Origin of the sequence: Actinacidiphila guanduensis (assembly GCF_900103985.1) — a bacterium.
Taxonomy (GTDB): Bacteria; Actinomycetota; Actinomycetes; order Streptomycetales; family Streptomycetaceae; genus Actinacidiphila; species Actinacidiphila guanduensis.
Map to the genome: position 1 here is coordinate 63,736 of NZ_FNIE01000013.1, position 18,577 is coordinate 82,312.

An 18,577-nucleotide genomic window follows, 5' to 3' on the forward strand; every position below is an offset into this window, starting at 1 on the left:
TGTGAACGGGCGTGCGGGTGTGCGGAGTCCGGCACCGGGCGGGCGAAGGGGCCTGCTCGTGCCGGGCCTTGGGGCGGGGTCACAGCACGCGGCTGAGGAACTCCCGGGTGCGGGGGTGCCGGGGAGCGGTCAGCACCTGGTCGGGCGGGCCCTGTTCGACGATCCGGCCGCCGTCGAGGAAGACCACGGCATCGGCGACGTCGCGGGCGAAGCCGATCTCATGGGTGACCACGATGAGCGTGGTGCCGCTGGTGGCCAGGTCCCTGATCACCGCCAGCACCTCGCCGACCAGTTCGGGGTCGAGGGCCGAGGTCGGCTCGTCGAAGAGGATGACGCCCGGGTCCAGCGCCAGCGCCCGGGCGATGGCCACGCGCTGCTGCTGGCCGCCGGACAGCTGCCGCGGGTAGGCCTCGGCGCGGTCGGCGAGCCCGACCCGGCCGAGCAGTTCGCGGGCGCGCTCGCGGGCCTGCGCACGGCCGGCCCGGCGGGTCGCCACAGGGGCGGCGGCCACGTTGTCCAGCGCGGTCAGGTGCGGGAAGAGGTTGAAGTCCTGGAAGACGAAGCCGATCCGGCTGCGCTGGGCGCGGATCTGCCGCGGCCCCAGCTCCTTGAAGCGGCCGCGGTGCCGCCGCACGCCGACCGGCTCGCCGCCGACCTCCACATGGCCCGCGTCCAGCTGCTCCAGGTGGTTGATCACCCGCAGGAGCGTCGACTTGCCCGAACCGGAGGGGCCCAGCACCGCGAGCACCTGGCCGGCCGGCACCTCCAGGTCGATCCCGGCGAGCACCTGCCGCTCACCGAACCGCTTGTACGCGCGGTGCACGCTCACCGCCGCCGGCCGCACCGGCTCCGTCGCGCCCGCGGCACCTGCTGTCGGCGCAGCCGAGGCGCCCACCGCAGCCGACGCGCCCGCCGTGCCCGCCTTGTCCACCGCGTTCATCGGGCCACCCCCGCCGTCTGCGCCGCCAGTCGCACCCGGGCCTCGCGCACCGCGGCACGCAGCCGCTGCAGCGGGGTCGGCGGCACCGTACGCAGCGCGCCGCGCGAGAAGTACCGCTCCACATAGAACTGCGCCACCGACACCACGCTGGTCAGGATCAGGTACCAGACCGTCGCCACCAGCAGCAGCGGCACGATGTCGCTCGGGTAGGTGCTGCCCAGGGTCTGCACCCGGCCGAACAGGTCGAGCAGCGAGACGTAGAAGACCAGCGAGGTGCTCTTGATCAGGCCGATCAGCTGGTTGACGTAGGACGGGACGATCGCCCGCAGCGCCTGCGGGAAGACGATCCGGGTGAACTCGTACCCGCGCGGCAGGCCGAGCGCGGCGGCCGCCTCGTGCTGGCCCTGGTCCACCGAGAGCACCCCGGCACGCACCACTTCGGCGGCGTACGCGGCCTCGTTGAGGCTGATGCCGACGACCGCGACCACAGTCTCGGTGGCCAGCTTCGTCTCGCCGAAGTGCACGAAGCCGGGGCCGAACGGCACGCCCAGGCTCAACGTGGCGTACAGGGCCTGGAAGTTGTAGAGGAAGAGCAGCACCACGATCAGCGGCACCGAGCGGAACAGCCACACGTACACCCAGCTCACCGCGCGCAGCACCGGACTGCGCGAGAGCCGCGCGGCCGCCAGCACGATGCCGCCGAGCAGGCCGAACACCGCGCTCCAGGCCGTGACCTGGAGGGTGATGACCAGGCCGTGCAGGATCGCCGGGCGCAGGAACCAGTAGCCGAAGCGGTCCCACTGGTAGAAGCGGTTGGTGGCCAGGCCGTGGATCACCTGGGCGACGACGACCAGCACGGCGAGGGTGGCCGCCCAGCGCCAGGGGTGGCGCAGCGGGACGACCCGCTGGTCGGCGGGGACCGGCCCGCCGGCCGCTGCGGTGGAATGGGGCACCGGTTCCGGTGGGGGTGGCGGGTACGCGGGTGGCGCGTCGCCGGGCTCGGCGGGCGCGGTCGGCAGGTGCTCGCTCATCGGCTGACTCCGGCGCGGGAGAAGGGGGCCCCGCGGCGCGGGCGCGGCACGGCCCGGTGGGAGCCGGGGCCGCGGACGGCCGCGTGCGGACGGGGAGGGGCGCGGCAACGCGGGCCGGCCACCGGCCGGCGGTGCGCCGGCGCTGCGCTGGTGGTGGGCGGCCTCGCCGCCGCCGAAGGGCGGGAACGGCGGGGGAGCGCGGGAAGGTGCTCGCCTGCTCCGGTCAGAACCGGCGGCAGGGGCGACAGGACGTGCCGGGACAGCCGGGACACGAGCAGCGGTGGTCGCGGCTGCGCCGCGCGGCTGCCGCCGTACCTGCGTCCATTGCGCCCACCTCGGTGTCTGCCGGTCTGCTCCGCCCGCGGGAGGGACCCCGGGGCGGCGCGGCTGCGTCCGGCCGGGTGCCCGAAGCGTCCCGGCCTGCGCCGTACGCTAGGCAGCGGCCGAACGGGGTGTCAACGAACCGCCGTGCCCTATGGGTGAGTTCGTACCGGTTGCGGCGGCCCGGGTTTCACACGCCGTTAAAGGTCGGCGCCCGTGGACCGCGCTACTCGCCCGACGCCTTGCGCCGTCCCGACCGCTTGGGCTTGGCCTGCTCCACCGAGGCCCGCAGCGCCGACATCAGGTCCACCACCTGGCCGCCGCCCTCCTCCTTGGCCGTCGGCGGCTGCGCGCCCTCCAGCTTCGCGGCCACCAGCGCCTCGACCGCCTGCGCGTACTCGTCCTGGTAGCTGCCGAGGTCCGCCTCGCCGAGGGCGTCGATGAGGGTGTCGGCGAGCTGGAGCTCCTGGTCGCTGATGGTCACCCGGCCCTTGGGCGTGACGTCGGCGGGGGAGTTGAGCTCGTCCGGCCAGCGCAGCGTCTGCAGCAGCAGCACGTCCCCGCGCGGGCGGACCAGGGCCAGGTGCTCGGAGTTGCGCATCGCGAACTTCCCCAGGGCGACCTTCCCGGAGCGCTCCAGCGCGCGCAGCATCAGCACGTAGGGCTTGTGGGCGGCCGGCGAGGCGGGGGCGAGGAAGTAGGGGCTGGCCAGCTGCATCGCGTCCACCTCCTCGGCCGCCACGAAGCCGCTGACCTCGATCGTCTTCGCCGTGGGCAGCGGCAGTGCCTTCAGGTCGGCGTCGGACACCTCGACCAGCTGGTCGTCCGGCGTCTCGTAGGCCCGCCCGATCTCGGAGGAGTCCAGCACCCGGCCGTCCAGCTCGCAGGTCTTCTGGTAGCGGACCCGGCCGTGGTCGGCCGTGTGGATCTGGCGGAAGCCGATCTTGTGGCTGGAGACCGCGGAGCCCAGCTTCACGGGTATGGAGACCAGGCCGAAGGCGAGATTTCCCGACCAGACACTGCGCATGAGCGAGTCCTTTATGTCAGGTTATGGGATCTTTATCGTATGCCGATCACCGAGGTCGAGGGCCGCCGGCTCACCCTGAGCCATCTCGACCGCGTGCTCTGGCCGGCCACCGGCACCACCAAGGCGGAGCTGCTGCACTACTACGCCACGGTGGCCGCCGTCCTGCTGCCGCACACCCGCGGCCGGCTGGCCAGCTTCGTGCGCACCCCGGACGGCGTGGACGGCCAGCGCTTCTTCCAGAAGCGGCCGCCCGCCGGTACGCCCGACTGGGTGAGGACCACCGCCCGGGTGCGCAGCAGCGGCGAGCTGATGCCGCAGGTCGAGGTGAACGACCTGGCCACGCTGGTGTGGGCGGGCAACCTCTCCTGCGTGGAGATCCACACCCCGCAGTGGACGGCGGCGGTGCCCGAGCGGGCCGACCGGCTGGTCTTCGACCTCGACCCGGGGCCGGGCACCACCGCGGTCGACTGCTGCCGGGTCGCGCTCACCCTGCGCGAGCGGCTGGCCGCCGACGGGATCACCGCGTGGGCCAAGACCAGCGGCTCCAAGGGCCTGCACCTGCTGGCCGCCCTGCGCGGCGCCACGCCCGACCAGGCCCGCGCCTACTCGCGCCGGATCGCCGCCGAACTGGAACGGGAGCGGCCCGCGGCCGTGGTCTCGCGGATGGCCAAGGCGGACCGCGCGGGCCGGGTCTTCATCGACTGGTCGCAGAACTCCGCGAGCAAGACCACCGCCGTCCCCTACACCGTCCGCGCCCGCCCGCATCCCACCGTCTCGGCGCCGCTGACCTGGGAGGAGGTCGAGGCGGCCGGCGACCCGGACGACCTGGTCCTCACCATCGAGGACGTGCCGGCCCGGGTCGAGCGCGACGGCGACCTGCTCGCGGGGCTGCTGGAGCCGGGCGCGGCGGCTCCGCTGCCGAGGTGACCGCCGGGCTCACCGGGTGGGAGCACCCAGGTGCTCGGCCAGCTCCTTCTCGTTGTCCTCGTTGAGCGAGGTCTTCAGCAGCCTGCCGCCGTAGGGCTGCATGGCGTCGGCGAACTTGTCCTCGGTGATCTTCGAGGCCATGATCACCACGGCCGCGGAGCCCGGCGTGAGCATCTGCTGCACCTGGTCGCGGAACTGGTCGTCGATCCCGGACTTGCCGAGCTTGCCGAACAGGCCGCCCATCGCGGCGCCCGCGAGCAGGCCGAGGCCGGGCACGAGGAAGAGGATGCCGAAGATCATGCCCCACAGAGCGCCCGACGCCGCGGAGACCCCGACGATCCGGTTCGGGGTGTCGACGTGGGTCTTGCCCTCGTCGTCCACGGTGACGACGGCGAGCCCGTTGAGGTTCACCACGTAGTCCTTCTGCAGGCGCTGCACGGCGTTGTAGGCGTCGTCGGCGGTCTTGTGGTCGCCGTAGCCGATGACGATGAGCTCGGACATGAGGGCCTCCTGGGTGGGAGCAACACGACGCACCTTATGTCTGAATTATCACTCCGGCATGCGGGCGCCGGAGCGGCCGCCCTCGCAGCCTGTGGCGGCATACGCGGTTCTGTGCACCTTGTGCGGCGGCAACCGTGTCTGTTTTGACCCCTTACGGGCGGTTCTGTTTGCGGTGCGACGGGGTACCGGGCGGATGAGGGCCCCTGCGTCGGGGCGGCCCGCCGCCCGCGGGGCCCGTCGAGCCGAAGGAGTACCGGCATGCCCGAGGACCGCTTCGCCGACCCGGAGGCCATCCGGAACCTGACCGTCTGGGACCAGGCCGGGAAGCGGATCGGCAGCATCGAGCAGGTGTACGTGGACGACTTCGGCGGCCGCGCCCGGTGGGCGACGGTACGGCTCGATGGGCACGGGGAGCAGCGCGGCACCGGAGAGACGTTCGTCCCGCTGGCCGGCGCCGAGCTGCCCCGCTCCGGGGGCCTGCGGCTGCCCTGCTCGGCGGCCGCGGTCGCCGCCGCCCCGCTGATGTCGGCCGAGCAGCACCTCGGCCTCGACCAGGAGCAGGAGCTGTACCTGCACTACGGCCTCACCCCGCCCGAGGGCGTGGCCTCCGGCGCGGTCGGCGTCGGCCTCGACCGCCCGAAGACGCCGGCTGTCGAGGGCGAGCAGGACCTCGCGGGGATCAAGGAGCTCTCCGACGAGCCCGAACCGCTGCCGCGCCTGCGCCAGTACGAGCCGGGCGAGGAGAAGACCGCCGGGCGCGGCCCGGGCGGGGCTTCCCGAGCGCCCACCGCCGGAACCGCGGGAGCCGGCGAGGGAGGCGGGCCGGCGCCCGGACCCGCGGGGGCCACCCGGGTCGGGGAACGGGAGGACTGAGCCCGCGGGGCTCGGCTACGCCTCCTTCCGCGGTGCGGCCGAGTCGGGGCGGCACAGGTGGATCGGGCCCTGCGGCCTGGGCGGGAAGGCGGGGTCGAGCTGCCAGCCGAGTTCGGCGGCGGCGCGGAGGACGGCGTGGGCGCCCGCGCCCCGGAAGTGCCAGGACGGCACCTTGACCCGGCGCATGATGACGCCGTCCTCGGCCAGGTAGTCGTGCCGCGGGTTCCGCTTGGTCTCGGCGGCGAAGACGCGCGGCAGGTGGGCGCGCAGGTGCGCGGCGTAGGCGTCCGCGCTGCCGCGCAGCTCCAGGGCCCGCAGCCGCGGCACGAAGACGAAGGTGAGCAGCGGCACGGCCAGCCGCCGGGGCAGCGGTCCCCAGGGCTCGCCGCGGCGGGGCGCGGGCCCGTACGGGTCGGGCACACCGGTCAGCGGCGGGGGCGGGAGGAGCCGGAAGAGGTGCAGGTCGCCGCGCGGGTCCTTCGTCGCCTCCCAGTCCACCGCCCAGCCGCGCGCCCCGGCCAGCTGCTCGATCGCCGCGGAGTCCAGGCCGCGGTAGTGCCGTACCGGAAGCTCGCACACCGCCCGCCGCACCCCGCTCGGCGGCAGCTTGGCCGGCTCCCAGCCGCTGTTCTTCTCCGCCTTGGGGAACAGCTCGGCGAACCGCTCGGCGGTGAAGGGTGCCCACAGGTCCGGCCGGCCGGTCCACTCCGCCCGCAGCCGGCGCCAGGAGATGCCGGTCTTGGTGAAGTCGAACACCGCGCCCGAGAGCCCCAGGTTGGCCTCGGCGAAGATGTCGATGGCGATCACGGCGAGCAGCAGCGTCACCGCGATCGTCGCCCACAGAGGGATGTAGACGTACTGCAGCACGTACTGCGCGGCGAGCCCCGTCCGTGAGCGCCGCGGCGCCGCTGTGAACTGCCGCTCGCCGACACCCGGTTGCGCCTTGTTCGGCGGCGGCGTGACCCCGGTGGGCACCCAGCCGCCGCCCCGCGGGGCCTGCGCCGCACCCTGCCCGGCCGGACCGGGCGCGTACGGCGCGGTGCCGTGCGGCCCGGGCGCATACGGGCCGGGTGCCGCCGGGCCGCCGGCGTGCGGGCCGGGTGCATGGGGCGAAGGGCCGTAGGCGGGGTGCCCCGTGGCGAGCGGGGGACCGTAAGGGCCGCCCGGGGACGGGGAGTTGCCGTAGGGGCCCGGGCCCCCGGGGGGTGTGCTCATCGCTCTCCTCGGTGCGCAGCCGCGCGAGGAGTGCCGGCGCCCCCTCGCCGTGGGGAAGAGCCTAAGCGCTGGACGTACCGCGGGTCGCGGGCCGGGCCGTGCGGGTTCCGGGGAGAAACAGGGGGAAGCACCATGTGACATTGCACTGGTACGCTGCCGGCACCTCCCCGGAAGGAGTACGGCCATGACCGGTCCTGCCCAGCCCTGGCACGGCGTCCACGTCGCCTCGGCGCTGCCGTTCCACGACGACCTGAGTGTCGACTTCGACGCCTTCGCCGAGCACGTGCGCTTCCTCGCCGCCGGCGGCTGCGACGGAGTGGTGCCCAACGGCTCCCTCGGCGAGTACCAGACGCTCACCGACGACGAGCGGGCCCGCGTGGTCGAGACCGCCGTGCAGGCCGCGCCCGACGGCTTCGGTGTCATGCCGGGCGTCGCCGCCTACGGGGCCCTGGAGGCCCGCCGGTGGGCCGAGCAGGCCGCCGCGGCAGGCGCCGGCGCGGTCCTGCTGCTCCCGCCGAACACCTACCGGGCCGAGCGGGAGGCGGTCGTCGCGCACTACCGCGAGGTCGCCCGCACCGGCCTGCCGGTGGTCGCGTACAACAACCCCTACGACACCAAGGTCGACCTGACGCCCGAACTGCTCGCCGAACTCTTCCACGAGGGGCTGATCGTGGCCGTCAAGGAGTTCAGCGGCGATGTGCGCCGGGCCTACCGGATCGCCGAACTGGCGCCCGGGCTCGACCTGCTGGCCGGCGCCGACGACGTGCTGCTGGAGCTGGGCCTGGCCGGGGCGGTCGGCTGGATCGCCGGCTACCCGAACGCGATCCCGCACAGCACCGTGGAGCTGTACCGGCTTGCCACCTCCGGCGACGGCGCCGACCTCGTCCGCGCGCTGCCGCTCTACCGCGACCTGCACCCGCTGCTGCGCTGGGACTCCAGGACCGAGTTCGTGCAGGCGATCAAGTTGTCGATGGACGCCGCCGGGCGCAAGGGCGGCGCCTGCCGGCCGCCGCGCCTGGCGCTCCCCGCCGAGACGGCCGCGCGGATCACCGCCGACACCGAGGCGCTGCTGGCGAAGGGGTACCGGTGAGGTCGCGCCGCACCTTCCACACCGTGGACTCGCACACCGAGGGCATGCCCACCCGGGTCGTCGTCGGCGGTGTCGGCACCATCCCCGGCGCCACGATGGCCGAGCGGCGGCTGCACTTCATGGCCCACGACGACGACATCCGCACCCTGCTGATGTACGAGCCGCGCGGCCACGGCGCCATGAGCGGGGCCGTCCTGCAGCCGCCCACCCGCCCCGACGCGGACTACGGCGTGCTGTTCATCGAGGTCTCCGGGGTGCTGCCGATGTGCGGCCACGGCACGATCGGCGTCGCCACGGTGCTGGTGGAGACGGGCATGGTGCCCGTCGTGGAGCCGGTCACCACGATCCGCCTCGACACGCCCGCGGGCCTGGTCACCGCCGCCGTCGCGGTCGAGGACGGCGCGGCCGTCTCGGTCACCCTGGAGAACGTCCCGTCCTACTGCCACGCGCTCGACGCCGAGGTGGACGTCCCCGGGCACGGCCGCCTGCGCTACGACCTCGCCTTCGGCGGCAACTACTACGCCATCGTCGAACTCGACGACCTGGGGCTGCCGTTCGACCGCGCCCGCGGCGGCGACCTGCTCACCGCGGGCCTGGCCGTCATGGACGCGATCAACGCGCAGGCCCGCCCGGTCCATCCGGAGCGCGCGGACATCGCGGGCTGCCACCACGTCTACCTCAAGGCGCCCGGCTCCACCGCCGCGCACTCCCGGCACGCCATGGCGATCCACCCCGGCTGGTTCGACCGCTCCCCGTGCGGCACCGGGACGAGCGCGCGGATGGCACAGCTGCACGCGCGCGGCGAACTCGCCCTCGGCCGGGAGTTCGTCAACGAGTCCTTCATCGGCACCCGGTTCACCGGGCGGCTGCTCGGCGAGACCGCCGTCGGGCCCTACCCCGGGGTGGTGCCCTCGATCACCGGGCGGGCGTGGATCACCGCGACCGCGCAGTTCCACCTGGACCCGACGGACCCGTTCCCCGCGGGGTTCACGCTGTGACCGGGACCGCCGGGCCGGGGCCCGCCCCCGCGTCCGGTCCCGAACCGGGACTTCGGGCACTCGGGCGGCGCGAGACGCTGCGCGAACGGGTCAGGGACGCGCTGCGGGCCGCCGTCATCTCCGGCGAGCTGGAGCCCGGCGCCGTCTACTCCGCGCCCGCGCTCGGCACGCGCTTCGGGGTCTCGCCCACCCCGGTGCGCGAGGCGATGCTCGACCTTGCCAAGGAGGGCCTGGTCGTCGCCCAGCCGAACAAGGGCTTCCGCATCACCGAGGTCTCCGAGCAGGACCTGGACGACATCGCCGCGGTGCGGCTGCTCATCGAGCCGCCCACCGTCCGGGACTGCACCGCGCTGATCCCCGAGGCGGACCTGCCGCATCTGCGCGACCTCGCGCAGGCGATCGTGGACGCGGTCGACCGCGGCGACCTGGTCGGCTACATCCGCGCCGACCACGTCTTCCACCTGGCCCTGCTCGGCTACAGCGGCAACCGGCACCTGGTCGAGGTCGTCTCCGGGCTGCGCTCCCGGACCCGGCTGCTGGGCCTCGCGCCGCTGCTGCACAGCGGGCGGCTGGGCCGCTCGGCCGCCGAGCACCACGAGCTGATGGACCTGGTCGAGGCGCGCGACGCCACCGGCGCCGAGGAACTGATGCGCCGTCACATCGGCCATGTGCGGGGGCTGTGGGCCGGCGGCGGGAAGGCGGCGCCGTGACCGCGCGGGGCGCCGACCTGGTCGTCGTCGGCGCCGGCGTGGTGGGCGCCGCCTGCGCGTACTTCGCCGCCCTCGCCGGGCTGCGGGTCACCGTGCTCGACCGCGGCGCGGCCGGCTCCGGCACCTCCAGCGCCGGCGAGGGAAACCTGCTGGTCTCCGACAAGGAGGAGGGGCCCGAACTCGACCTCGCCCTGTACTCGCGGCAGGTGTGGTCGCAGGACCTCGCCGCCCACGGACAGCACTGGGAGTACGAGGCCAAGGGCGGCCTGGTGGTGGCCGCTTCGCGGACAAGCGCGGCCGCCCTGCGCCAACTCACCGCCGCGCAGCGGGCGTCGGGCGTCACCGCTGAGGACGTCGGGCCGCAGGCGCTGCCCGACTACGAGCCGCACCTGTCGCGCGAACTCGCCGGCGGCGCCTACTACCCGCAGGACGCCCAGCTCCAGCCGATGCTCGCCGTCGCCCATCTGCTGCGGCTGGCCCGGGAGTCGGGCGCCGAGGTGCGCACCGGCACCGAGGTCACCGGCTTCCTGCGCTCCGGCGCGCGGGTCACCGGGGTGCGCACCACCGCGGGCGACGTCCCCGCGGGCGCGGTGCTCAACGCGGCCGGCACCTGGGCGGGTGAGGTCGCCGCGCTGGCCGGCGTGCACCTGCCGGTGCTGCCGCGCCGCGGCTTCGTGCTGGTCACTGAGCCGATGCCGCCCGGCACGGTCCGCCACAAGGTCTACGCTGCCGAGTACGTGGGCGATGTCGCCAGCTCCGACGCCGCTCTCCAGACCTCGCCCGTGGTGGAGAGCACCGGCGCGGGCACGATCCTGATCGGGGCCTCGCGTGAGCGCGTCGGCTTCGACCGCGCCTTCTCGCTCCCCGCGGCGGCCGCGCTCGCCGCCAAGGCGGTGGCGCTCTTCCCGATGCTCGCCGAGGTCCGCCTCATGCGCACGTACCTGGGCTTCCGCCCGTACTGCCCCGACCACCTGCCGGTCATCGGCCCCGACCCGCGCGCGCCCGGCCTGTGGCACGCCTGCGGCCACGAGGGCGCGGGCATCGGCCTGTCCGCGGGCACCGGCAAGCTGCTGGCCCAGGCCCTGACAGGTGCGGAACCGGACTTGGACCTGGCACCGTTCGCACCGGAACGCTTCGCAGCCGGGCCGGGCGGTGGGTCCTTCGACGGGAGCGGCGACAGGTCGGGCCACGGGCCGGGGGCCGAGGCTGAGGCGGCGCCCGGTGGCAGGTCCGAGGGGCGACCCGGTGGCGGGCTCGACCACGGGCCTGGAGGCAGGTCCGGCAGCGGCTTCGGCAGTCCGCCCGCCGACGGCTCGGGGGGAGGCCCCGCGATGAGTCACCGGATGACCTTCCGCGGCCGGACCGTCACGGCCGAGCCCGGCCAGAGCGTTGCCGCTGCCCTGGTGGCGGCCGGCATCACCGACTGGCGCGCCACCCGCCACCAAGGGAGCCCCCGCGGCCTGTTCTGCGGCATCGGCCTCTGCTTCGACTGCCTCCTCACGATCGACGGAGCCCCCGCGGAGCGCGCCTGCCTCGTCCCGGCCCGGGACGGAATGAGGCTGGGGGAGGCCGACAGCGATGGACGCGCGTGAAACGGCCCCTGACGCGGGTGCCCCGTCGGGCGTGACGGCAGCAGGACGAGTGGCGAGGAGGGTGGCGATGGGGACGCGTGTGTGTGAGGTGGCCGTGGTCGGGGCCGGGCCGGCGGGGCTCGCCGCTGCTGTGGAGGCGGCGGGCGCCGGGCTGGACGTCGTGCTCGTGGACGCCGCGGCCCAGCCCGGCGGCCAGTTCTGGCGGCACTACGACGAGCGGTTCGCCCGGCCCGGGGACCTCGCCGGGCAGCACGGCCGCTCGGCGTTCACCCGTCTCCGGGAGCGGCTGCACCGCTTGCGCGAGGAGGGCCGCATCCGCTATCTGACGGGACATCAGGTCTGGCTCGCCGCACGGGACGAGGCAGGTACGTTCACGCTGCGGCTGACGCCCACGGTGCCCGGGCTCAACGGTGCCGCCTCCGTAGGGGAGTCGGGTCGGCCGGAGGACAACACAGCTGACGGCGAGGGCCGTTGGGAAGCCGTCACCGCCCGGGCGCTGATCCTCTGCCCGGGCGGGCACGACCGCCATCTGCCGCTGCCCGGCTGGGAGTTGCCCGGCGTGATGGCCGCGGGTGGTGTGCAGGCCCTGCTCAAGGGGCACCGTGCGCTCGCCGGGCGGCGGGCCGTTGTCGCGGGAACGGGCCCCTTCCTGCTGCCGGTCGCCGTGGGGCTCGCCCGGGCCGGGGCGCGCGTGGCCACCGTCGCGGAGGCGAACCGCACCCGCGGCTGGCTCGGCCACCCCGTCGGCGCGATGTCCGCTCCCGGCAAGGGGGTTGAGGCTGCCGGCTACGCGGCCGCGCTCGCCCGCCACCGGGTGCCGTACCGCACCGGGACCGCCGTGCGGGAGATCCTGGGGGACGGGCGGGTCGAGGCGGTCAGGATCGGCCGCGTCGACCGCGAGGGGCGCCCGGCCGGGCTCGCGCGCGAGGTACCCGCCGATCTGGTGGCGCTCGGCTGGGGGTTCACCCCCTCGCTCGAACTCCCGCTCATGCTGGGGGCGTCGACCCGTGTGGACATCGACGGCTCGCTCGTCGTCGCGGTGGACGGCCGCCAGCGCAGCAGTGTCGAGGGCGTGTACGTGGCGGGGGAGGCAACAGGGGTGGGCGGCGCGGCCCTCGCCGTTGCCGAGGGCCGGCTTGCCGCTCTCGCGCTCGCGGCCCCCGAGAACGCGGCCGCGATCCGCCACCTGCGGGCCCGGGTCCGCAGGGCTCGCCGTTTCGCGGCCGCGATGCACCGTGCGTACCCGGTGCCCGCCGCCTGGCCGCAGTGGCTCGCGGACGACACCGTGGTGTGCCGCTGCGAGGAAGTACGGTACGGCGAACTCCGCGCGGCTCACGAGGAGCTGGGCGCGGCAGACGCCCGCACCCTGAAGATGCTGGCCCGGCCGGGAATGGGGTGGTGCCAGGGCCGCATGTGCGGCTTCGCCACGGCCGGCCTGGCCGCGTGCCAACAGGGCCGCCCCGTCACGGAATCGGACCTGCGCGCCCTGTCCACCCGCACCCCGGCCTTCCCCGTCCCCCTGTCCGCCCTCGCCGCCCTGTCCGACCCGCCGAAGTAGCCGCGCCGCCGCCGTTCCAGGCCGCGATGAACCCCGCGTACTGGGTGGGGAGTCGAGCGCGAGCGACCGGAAGCTGCGGGGCGGGCACCTGTTGTTCTCGCGGCGACGAGCCCGGCCACGTACACAGCGGGCCGCCGCTCGGGAAGGCGCTACGACGCCTGCTGTTTGCTCGGGGCCCGCCCGCCGCGACTGGCCCACCTCGCCGGGACGGCCCAGCCTCTCTCGCGTACGGCTTGCGGCAGCGCGGCCGTTCGGGCGCCGCCCCGTCGCGGCGCCCTTTCCGCGGAGTGGTGCTAGGCGGCCGGGGTCAGGGTGTCCTGCGGGGGCGGGGGAGTGGTCCGGGGGTGCGGGGTGAGTTCGGGCTGGCCGAAGAGGAGGGCGTAGCCGGGCGGGAGCTGGGCGAGGATGCGGGTGAGCAGGGCGGGTCCGGCCAGGGCGGCCACCGCGGTGAGGACCGCGCCGGTGTCCCAGCGGGCGACCGCGGGGGAGCGGCCGGTGCGTTCGGCGAGATCCTTGACGAAGCCCCAGCCGGTGAGCGGCTCGGCGGCCGGGATCTGCTCGGCGAGGACCCGCGCGGCCTCGTGGGGGAGGCGGGCCGCGAGGTCGACCCGCTCGTCGCCGGTCAGCTGGCGGCCCAGTTGGGCCAGGACCGCGCGGACGACGGTCTCGGCGCGCTCGCGCGTCGGGTACGCGCCCTCGTAGCGGACCTTCTCCAGGAGCCGGCCGTATCCGTCCTCGGCGGCCGGGCGGGGGATCACCGACTGCTCGTGCATGGCAGCGCTGTTCGCCTTTCTCGGATCTCTCGGATGCGCGGGCCCCTTCGGTGGAAGGGGCGGCTCGGATGGGCCGGGGCTCCCCTGGTGCGGGGAGCCCCGGCGAGGGGGAGCGGCCGGTGCCGAGGGGTCGGGGGGCGGCACCGGCCGGGGGAGGCCGTCCGGCCGGTCCCGGGAGGGGGTGCGGGACAGCCGGAGCGGCAGGTCAGCCGGCGAGTTCCTTGCGGGAGCGGTCCCCGCCGACGACGATCTTGCGCGGCTTGGCGCGCTCCGCGATCGGGATGCGCAGCGTCAGCACCCCGGCCTCGTACCCGGCGTCGATGTGCTCGGTGTCCAGGGAGTCCGACAGCTGGATCTGGCGCGAGAAGACGCCGAACGGGCGCTCGGACAGCTCCGTCTGCGTGTGCTCGCCGTGCGTGACCGGGCGCCGCTCGGCCTTGACGGTCAGCATGTTCCGCTCGACGTCGATGTCGATCGCGTCCGGCTCGACGCCGGGCAGGTCGAAGGCGACCACGTAGGTGTCGCCGTCGCGGTAGGCGTCCATCGGCATCGCGGTCGGCCGCGACCACGTCCCCGGCCGCAGCAGCTGCTCGGCGAGGCGGTCCAGGTCACGGAAAGGATCGGTGCGCATCAGCATCGGTAAACACCTCCGAATCCGTCTGGCAGTTGGTGCCGTGCGGTTCACCTGTTTCCGTTGTAGCATGTCATCCATTCGATGACAACTTGCGATGTCACCCTTTGGACGACGAGCTTGGGAGTACGCGATGACGGCTGACGACGCCGCACCGTCCGGCCCGCCGCGGCCGGCCCCGGCCACCTTCCTTGCCGCCGCGGCGGCCCTGGAGAGCATCCAGGCGGCGCTGCGCACAGCGGGCGACGTGGCGGGCGGGGAAGGCAGGGACGGCGGGGAAGTCGGGGAAGGCGCGAAGCGGGAAGTCGGGGGACCGCCCGTCGGCCGCGACCAGGCTCTCGCCTCGCTGCTGCTGCTGCGCGAGGTGCGCGAACGGCTGGCCGGCTGGGAGACCGGGCTGATCGAGACCGCCCGGGCCGCCGGGGCGAGTTGGGCCGACCTCGCCGGGCCCCTCGGCGTGGCCAGCCGCCAGGCCGCCGAGCGCCGCTACCTGCGGCTGCGGCCCGGTGAGGAGGGCAGCACGGGCGAGGAGCGGGTCCGGGCCACCCGCGACAGCCGCGCGGCCGACCGCAGCGTCAGCGCCTGGGCGCGGGAGAACGCGGGCGAACTGCGGCTGCTCGCGGGCGAGATCGCGGCCCTGACCGACCTGCCACCGGCCGCCCGTCCTGGCCTGCGCGACCTGCGCGACGCCCTCGCCCACGACGACGCGGCCCGCCTGGTCGCCCCCCTCACCGCCACGGCCCCGCACCTGCCCGCCCGCCACCCCGCCCTGGCCGCGCGCCTCGACACGGTCACCCGCCGCGCCGATCGCCTGCGCGCCACCACGGCCAGCGCCCGCAACCGCCCGACCTGACCGGCACCCGTATGGTGATCCCCGTAGGGCGGGGCGAGCCTGGTGGCGGGCCCGCCGGGGGCTACGGCCTGATCGGTCGACCCGCGCGGTGCCGTGCGACGGCCTGCGCGTGCAACCGCCCGACCTGACCGGCACCCGTACGGTGACCCGCGTAGGGCGGGGCGAGCCGTGGTGGCGGGTGCGTGGGGCGCTACGGGGTGATCGGCCGACCCGTGGGTGCCGCGCGCCCGCGGCGTGGCCGAGCCGCTTGCTCAAGGACTGTGACGGGGTCGGCCGACTCGGCCTGCGCTCGGGGCTGCCGGCACCGGCCGCGGGCGGGCACCCGTAGCGGGAAGCGCGGTCGGCCACGGGTCGGCCCGGCCTGTGTGGTGCCGTAGCGGTCGGCGTCGCGCGCCCGCCACCCTGGGGTCGGCCCCGCGCACCTGCTGCCGCGGCGGTGGCGGGTGCCCGCCACCCGGGGGGGCCGCGTCTGTGGTGCTGTGGAGCCTGAGCCGGTGGCCGGTCTCACCGGGCACGCGGTGCCGCCTGCGTCCCCCTACGGCGTGACCGCCGCGCGCTCCGGCGCCGTACCCGCGCAGGCAGCGCCGTCCGCGCAGGGAGCCGCCGCCTCCGGGAGGGGGACGCCGTTCGAGCGGAGCATCGTGCGCAGGTCGAGGATCAGGGGGAAGACCTCCTGGTTGTGGTCCGCGCCCTGCTCGTCCCAGGCGCGCTGCTCGGCCTCCACCGCCATCCGGTCCTCGGCGAAGACGCGCTCGGTGAAGCGGCGCATGAACGGCCAGGCCAGGCGCAGCGCGCCGGGCACGCGCGGCTTCTGGATCATCAGCAGACCGTGCACGTGGCAGGTGCGCTGCTCGGCGTCGAGCGGCACGTAGGCCGCCCACAGCCGGAAGGCCGGCCGGTCGGCGCCCTCGGGCACCACGTGCAGCGTCTGGTACGGGTAGCCGGTGCGGATCGTGACGACGTCGGGGGAGTCCCCGCCGCCCACCCCCTCGCGCGAGAGCAGCCCGGCGCCGCGGTCCTTGCGGCCGCCGGCCGGCGTGAACAGGTAGCGGGCCTCGACCGAGTCCGGGCCGGTCTCGTAGCCGAGCAGCGTGGGCTGGATGCGGCCGAGCACCCCGCGGTGCAGGAACTGGTGGTTCATGTCGAGCAGGTTCTCGTGCATGAACGTGTAGTGGCAGCGCACGGTCCGCGAGAAGCGCATGGCGGCGTGCGTGCCCTCGCCGTACTCGGGCAGGTCGGGCAGCGGCACCGTCTCCGCCTTGGCCGGGTCGCCAGGGAAGGCGAAGACCAGGCCGTACGCCTCGCGGACCGGGAAGGAGCGCACCCCGCGCGGCGGACGGGCGGCGCCCTTGGGGAGGTAGGGGATCTGCGAGATGCGGCCGTCGCCGCGGTAGGCCCAGGCGTGGTAGCAGCAGCGCAGCGCCTCGCCCTCGACGACGCCCATGCTCAGCGGCACCTGCCGGTGGGCGCAGCGGTCCTCCAGCGCGTGCACCCGGCCGCTCGCCGTGCGGTACACCGCGAGGCGCTGCCCGGCGAAGGACGCCGCGGTGACGGTGCCGCGCCGCACCTGGCGTGAGGTGGCGACGGGATACCAGAAGTCGGGGTGGATGCCGACCCGGCGCAGATCCTGCTGCTGCGCGTCCTCCGCCGCCCTGCCGCTGACGGTCGCTGTCTCGGCCACTTGCGTCTCCTTCGCCGCTCGTCGGCGCCCTGCGGCCGCACCGGCGCACGTGCCCCCAGCCTCGGCCCCGCCCACGGCGGTGTCGACCGCAGCGGCCCCACCCGGGGGACGGGGGCCCGCGGGCAGGGCCGCGTGCCGGGCCATGTGACCGACCGGCCACCGGGCCGCGGGCCGGGCCGGGTGACGCGCCGGTTGCCACCTACCGCTCCATCCGGCTCCGCTCGGCCGGCCCCGACCGCCTGGCCGCCCGGCGCTGCCCGGCCGGTCGCCCGCCCTGCTCATCCGCCTGCGCGTCCGGCTGACCGGCCGGTCGGCCCGGCGTCGGTCGGCTCCCCGACCACCTGCTGCCCTGGCTCCGACCGGCTTGCCGACCAGCCGGCAGATCGCCCGTTCATCCGCCCGCCCCGGCCGTGCGGCCGGGCCTCGCCGCAGCGCGGCGGAATCGCTGCCCGCTACTTCACCGGGGCGAACAGCCGCTGGGCGGCAACCGCGGCGCCGCCGCGGGCCCATTCCTCGAAGGGGAGCGGGCGCACCACGAGGTCGCAGTCGGCGGCGGCGCCGAAGGCGTGGGCGGCGAAGGTCTGGCGGATCTGGTCCTCGTAGAGGTCGTAGGAGGACGCGCCCTCGCCCGAGATGATGATCCGCTCGGGACCGATCAGGTTCGCGACCGAGGCCAGCGCCAGGCCCAGGGCGTGGCCGGCCCGGGCGAAGACCGCGCGCACCGCGGGGTCGCCGCCGTGGGCGAGCCGCACCGCGTCGTCGATGGTCAGGGCGGGCTCGCCGGCGGCCTGCCGGGCCTGCTCGGTGATGGCGTGGGAGGAGGCGACGGCCTCCACGCACCCGGTGTTGCCGCAGGTGCACACCCGCTCGGAGCCGCCGACCGGCAGATGTCCGACCTCCCCGGAGACCCCGTGGGCGCCCGAGACCACCCGGCCGCCGATCGAGATGCCGCAGCCGATGCCCGCGCCCACGGTGACCAGCGCGAAGGACGACAGGCCGACGCCCGCGCCGAACCACTGCTCGGCCACGGTGAGCGCCCGCACGTCGTTCTCGATGACCGTCGGGGTGCCGGTGGCGGTCTCCACCAGCTGGGCGAGCGGCACCCGGCGCCAGTCGAGGAAGGGCGAGAACTGCACGGTGCCGGTCTGCCCGTCCACATCGCCGGAGATGGTGACGCCCACGCTGTGCACGGCGCCGTCCTGCTCGGCGCCCGCCTCCGCGCGCAGCGCCGCCACCAGGCGGGCGATGGCGAGCACCACCGTCCCCACGTCGCGCGAGCCGAGCGGGGCGCGGGCGGTGGCCAGCGGCTGCGCGGTGAGGTCGGCGAGCACGCCGATCAACTCGTCGCCGGTCACCTTCACCCCGGCGAAGCGGGCCCGCTCCGGGCGGACCGCGATCAGCGTCGCCGGGCGCCCGCTGGACCGCTCGACGGCCGGGCGGCCCAGCTCGGCGATCCAGCCGTCGGCCAGCAGCGGCGTCGCCACCTTGGTCACCGCGCCGGGCGACAGGCCGGTGCGCCGGCCGACCTCCGCGCGGGTCAGCGGGCCGTGGGCGAGCAGGGTCTGGAAGACCAGTGCGGCCGCGGGGGGCTGGTCGGCGAGCGTCATGACCGGACACTACATTTCCGGCGGAAACTAAGGAAGTGCCGCCGCAACCCGGTCCGGGCCACAAGTGGACCCGGTGATCCGCTCTCTTCGTCGCGCAAAGCCCGTCCTGTGGTGGGATGTGACGCTCACGTGGCGGCATCGGCGCGGGTGCATGGCGAGTCTGTCCTGGCCCTGCGGTTCCCCAAGCAGTGGATTTCCGCTGTCGAATATGTTGACGCTGGAAGGAAACTCTGGCTACATTCGCCGCAC

General features: G+C 75.3%; 17 protein-coding genes and 1 pseudogene. 9 read left to right on the forward strand and 9 right to left on the reverse strand.

The annotated features are described in order from the left end of the window. Positions 1 to 79: 79 nt before the first annotated feature. The 3 genes from BLR33_RS25990 to ku all read right to left on the reverse strand — a co-directional run bounded on the left by BLR33_RS25990 (position 80) and on the right by ku (position 3,319). Positions 80 to 940: an amino acid ABC transporter ATP-binding protein gene (locus tag BLR33_RS25990; RefSeq protein ID WP_093787037.1), complete on the reverse strand. Its 861-nt coding sequence runs from the start codon at positions 938 to 940 to the stop codon at positions 80 to 82. Next, complete coding sequence (locus BLR33_RS25995; RefSeq protein ID WP_093787038.1) at positions 937 to 1,971, reverse strand: amino acid ABC transporter permease; 1,035 nt, start codon at positions 1,969 to 1,971, stop codon at positions 937 to 939. The genes BLR33_RS25990 and BLR33_RS25995 overlap by 4 nt, the downstream gene beginning before the upstream one ends. 547 nt (positions 1,972 to 2,518) lie before the next feature. Next, a complete protein-coding gene (gene ku / locus BLR33_RS26000) occupies positions 2,519 to 3,319 on the reverse strand; it encodes a non-homologous end joining protein Ku (RefSeq protein WP_093787039.1) in 801 nt (266 codons plus the stop codon). Between the two features lie 39 nt (positions 3,320 to 3,358). Between ku and ligD the strand changes: the two genes are divergently transcribed. Beyond that, entirely contained in the window at positions 3,359 to 4,246 is an 888-nt protein-coding gene (gene ligD, locus BLR33_RS26005) for a non-homologous end-joining DNA ligase (RefSeq protein WP_093787040.1), read from the forward strand. Between the two features lie 9 nt (positions 4,247 to 4,255). Here the strand turns inward: ligD and BLR33_RS26010 are convergent, their stop codons facing one another. Continuing rightward, positions 4,256 to 4,747, reverse strand: a complete 492-nt coding sequence (locus BLR33_RS26010; protein ID WP_093787041.1) for a DUF1269 domain-containing protein — start codon at positions 4,745 to 4,747, stop codon at positions 4,256 to 4,258. Positions 4,748 to 5,005: 258 nt separating this feature from the next. Between BLR33_RS26010 and BLR33_RS26015 the strand changes: the two genes are divergently transcribed. Further along, complete coding sequence (locus BLR33_RS26015) at positions 5,006 to 5,620, forward strand: PRC-barrel domain-containing protein (RefSeq protein ID WP_093787042.1); 615 nt, start codon at positions 5,006 to 5,008, stop codon at positions 5,618 to 5,620. A gap of 15 nt (positions 5,621 to 5,635) precedes the next feature. On the opposite strand, the gene BLR33_RS26020 is transcribed toward BLR33_RS26015, so the two are convergent. Beyond that, positions 5,636 to 6,835 carry a hypothetical protein gene (locus BLR33_RS26020; RefSeq protein ID WP_093787043.1) on the reverse strand — a complete coding sequence of 400 codons (1,200 nt, stop codon included), beginning with the start codon at positions 6,833 to 6,835 and terminating at the stop codon, positions 5,636 to 5,638. Between the two features lie 184 nt (positions 6,836 to 7,019). Between BLR33_RS26020 and BLR33_RS26025 the strand changes: the two genes are divergently transcribed. From BLR33_RS26025 to BLR33_RS36330, 6 genes and pseudogenes are all read left to right on the forward strand, one after another. Then, complete coding sequence (locus BLR33_RS26025; RefSeq protein WP_093787044.1) at positions 7,020 to 7,925, forward strand: dihydrodipicolinate synthase family protein; 906 nt, start codon at positions 7,020 to 7,022, stop codon at positions 7,923 to 7,925. Next, entirely contained in the window at positions 7,922 to 8,923 is a 1,002-nt protein-coding gene (locus BLR33_RS26030) for a proline racemase family protein (protein WP_093787045.1), read from the forward strand. The genes BLR33_RS26025 and BLR33_RS26030 overlap by 4 nt, the downstream gene beginning before the upstream one ends. Further along, complete coding sequence (locus tag BLR33_RS26035) at positions 8,920 to 9,633, forward strand: GntR family transcriptional regulator (protein ID WP_093787046.1); 714 nt, start codon at positions 8,920 to 8,922, stop codon at positions 9,631 to 9,633. The genes BLR33_RS26030 and BLR33_RS26035 overlap by 4 nt, the downstream gene beginning before the upstream one ends. Further along, positions 9,630 to 10,772, forward strand: a pseudogene (locus tag BLR33_RS26040) (NAD(P)/FAD-dependent oxidoreductase); the annotation flags it as partial. The gene BLR33_RS26035 and the pseudogene BLR33_RS26040, both read left to right, overlap by 4 nt. Before the next feature lie 204 nt (positions 10,773 to 10,976). Next, a complete protein-coding gene (locus BLR33_RS36325; protein WP_245771684.1) occupies positions 10,977 to 11,225 on the forward strand; it encodes a (2Fe-2S)-binding protein in 249 nt (82 codons plus the stop codon). A gap of 67 nt (positions 11,226 to 11,292) precedes the next feature. Further along, on the forward strand, positions 11,293 to 12,783 hold the full coding sequence (locus tag BLR33_RS36330) for an FAD/NAD(P)-dependent oxidoreductase (protein ID WP_093787048.1): 1,491 nt from the start codon (positions 11,293 to 11,295) through the stop codon (positions 12,781 to 12,783). A gap of 293 nt (positions 12,784 to 13,076) precedes the next feature. On the opposite strand, the gene BLR33_RS26050 is transcribed toward BLR33_RS36330, so the two are convergent. After that, complete coding sequence (locus BLR33_RS26050; protein WP_093787049.1) at positions 13,077 to 13,556, reverse strand: DUF2267 domain-containing protein; 480 nt, start codon at positions 13,554 to 13,556, stop codon at positions 13,077 to 13,079. A gap of 205 nt (positions 13,557 to 13,761) precedes the next feature. Then, complete coding sequence (locus tag BLR33_RS26055; protein WP_093787050.1) at positions 13,762 to 14,193, reverse strand: Hsp20/alpha crystallin family protein; 432 nt, start codon at positions 14,191 to 14,193, stop codon at positions 13,762 to 13,764. A gap of 127 nt (positions 14,194 to 14,320) precedes the next feature. Here BLR33_RS26055 and BLR33_RS26060 point away from each other — a divergent pair, with 127 nt between their 5' ends. Further along, positions 14,321 to 15,040, forward strand: a complete 720-nt coding sequence (locus tag BLR33_RS26060; protein WP_093787051.1) for a hypothetical protein — start codon at positions 14,321 to 14,323, stop codon at positions 15,038 to 15,040. 535 nt (positions 15,041 to 15,575) lie between these two features. On the opposite strand, the gene BLR33_RS26065 is transcribed toward BLR33_RS26060, so the two are convergent. Together BLR33_RS26065 and BLR33_RS26070 are read right to left on the reverse strand one after the other, a co-directional pair. Then, entirely contained in the window at positions 15,576 to 16,721 is a 1,146-nt protein-coding gene (locus tag BLR33_RS26065; RefSeq protein ID WP_245771670.1) for an aromatic ring-hydroxylating oxygenase subunit alpha, read from the reverse strand. A gap of 452 nt (positions 16,722 to 17,173) precedes the next feature. Further along, the gene (locus tag BLR33_RS26070; RefSeq protein ID WP_093787053.1) at positions 17,174 to 18,328 is read right to left on the reverse strand and encodes an ROK family transcriptional regulator; all 1,155 of its coding nucleotides are present in this window, start codon (positions 18,326 to 18,328) and stop codon (positions 17,174 to 17,176) included. Between the last annotated feature and the right edge of the window lie 249 nt (positions 18,329 to 18,577).